Annotated in this window: 1 protein-coding gene; it reads right to left on the bottom strand. The window is 52.9% G+C overall.

Features of this window, described 5'->3' with window-relative positions; all coding sequences use genetic code 11:
* Positions 1–114: 114 nt before the first annotated feature.
* Complete coding sequence (locus tag KPG66_RS15400; RefSeq protein WP_237071361.1) at positions 115–1128, bottom strand: 3-oxoacyl-ACP synthase III family protein; 1014 nt, start codon at positions 1126–1128, stop codon at positions 115–117.
* Positions 1129–1383 lie beyond the last annotated feature (255 nt).

Below are 1383 nucleotides of genomic sequence, written 5' to 3'. Positions count from 1 at the left end.
TTAGATCGTCGGAAATATCTGAGTCGTTTCCTTTCAGGATAGTGTCGATCACAAAAGCACGAATTTTGGTCAAGGCATCCGACATGGGTTTCTCCTTTAATGGATGATGAACGTTCACTGTGGGCTTGCCGGATTGACAACCGAGGCGTCTTCTGGAGGGGCGGCTAGCACGACGTGTGGCCAGCGGAATACGGCTGCTGAAGCCTCGGCTTGGCCGCCGAACCCATACAGCAGTACCCTGTCCCCGGCTTTGATGCGGCCATTAGCTGTCGCAGTATAGGCATTGAACGGCATTAGCACCGGCCCGATATTGGCCACCTGCGGGAAAGTGTTGACGACCCGGTCGAGTTCGATGCCCAACGCATTGGCGGAAAACTCTGCATGCCAAGCCGTCGGCGTGTTCAGCACGACGACATCAATATCCTTTATCTCCAGCCCGGCCTTTGCCAGCGCGCCTTCAGTTGTATACAAGAGATACGGCTCAGCCGTGGTACGCAACACGTGAGAAATCGAAGGGTCCACGCGCAAACGAATCCTTTGCCCACTGGATGTGGTGGATGAGGAATCCTCGATCGCATCAAGCAGCCAAGTTCCACAGGTCTTGCCGGTGTGCAAAGATTCTGCCCCTAATAAACCAAACCCGCTTTTGACTGGACCGACCAAGAACGCCGCTGAGGCATCCCCGCACAACTTCAGTGTGACATCATCAGCTTCAATCGCACGCGATAACCTGGACGTCGTGACGACTAGGATGCGTTCTTTCAGCCCCGCCTGCACCCAGGCGCATGCCGTCAACAATGCTGACATGGATCCGCCACAGGTCGCTTCTACGTTGAACGCTCCGCCACCCGTGTTCAGTGCCTGCGCCAGATACCCCGCGTCGCCGGATCCGACCCGATCTGGGAACATTGACACCGCGATCAAGCAATCCACCTCATCAGAGGACACATCTGCCGCATCCAATACTTGCTGTGCCGCTTTAACTCCGAGCTCTACGCTTCCCTCACCATTCGTCACGACTCGGCGCTCGACGCTGCCGAAAAAGGGATCCTCTAAATAATGTTCCATGGCCGCATCGTATGGGTTGATTCTTCGACGCTTGGACGAACCACTTGACGTCAATGCCATTGTTGATGATTTGGCCTTTTGCGGTGACGAGGTTTCTCCGTCCCACCAGGCATTTGTGCGTACTCCATCTGGCAAATGAACAGCTAGGGCTTGGATTCCTGTTGATCGCATACAATTTCACTAACAATTAATGATGTGGTAAAAAATATATTCTTGCATCAGAATATCGGTTTTATTTCGCGCCTTTTGTCCAGTAATTGTTGAATTTTAGATGGCAACGACTTGTAAATCTGAGCAAGGCCTTTTGGAATGAAG

The sequence above is a fragment of the Mycetohabitans sp. B2 genome (genome assembly GCF_021733735.1).
Lineage (GTDB): Bacteria > Pseudomonadota > Gammaproteobacteria > Burkholderiales > Burkholderiaceae > Mycetohabitans > Mycetohabitans rhizoxinica.
The sequence above is the reverse complement of the archived record's forward strand: the minus strand, read 5'-3'. Positions and strand labels throughout refer to the sequence as shown.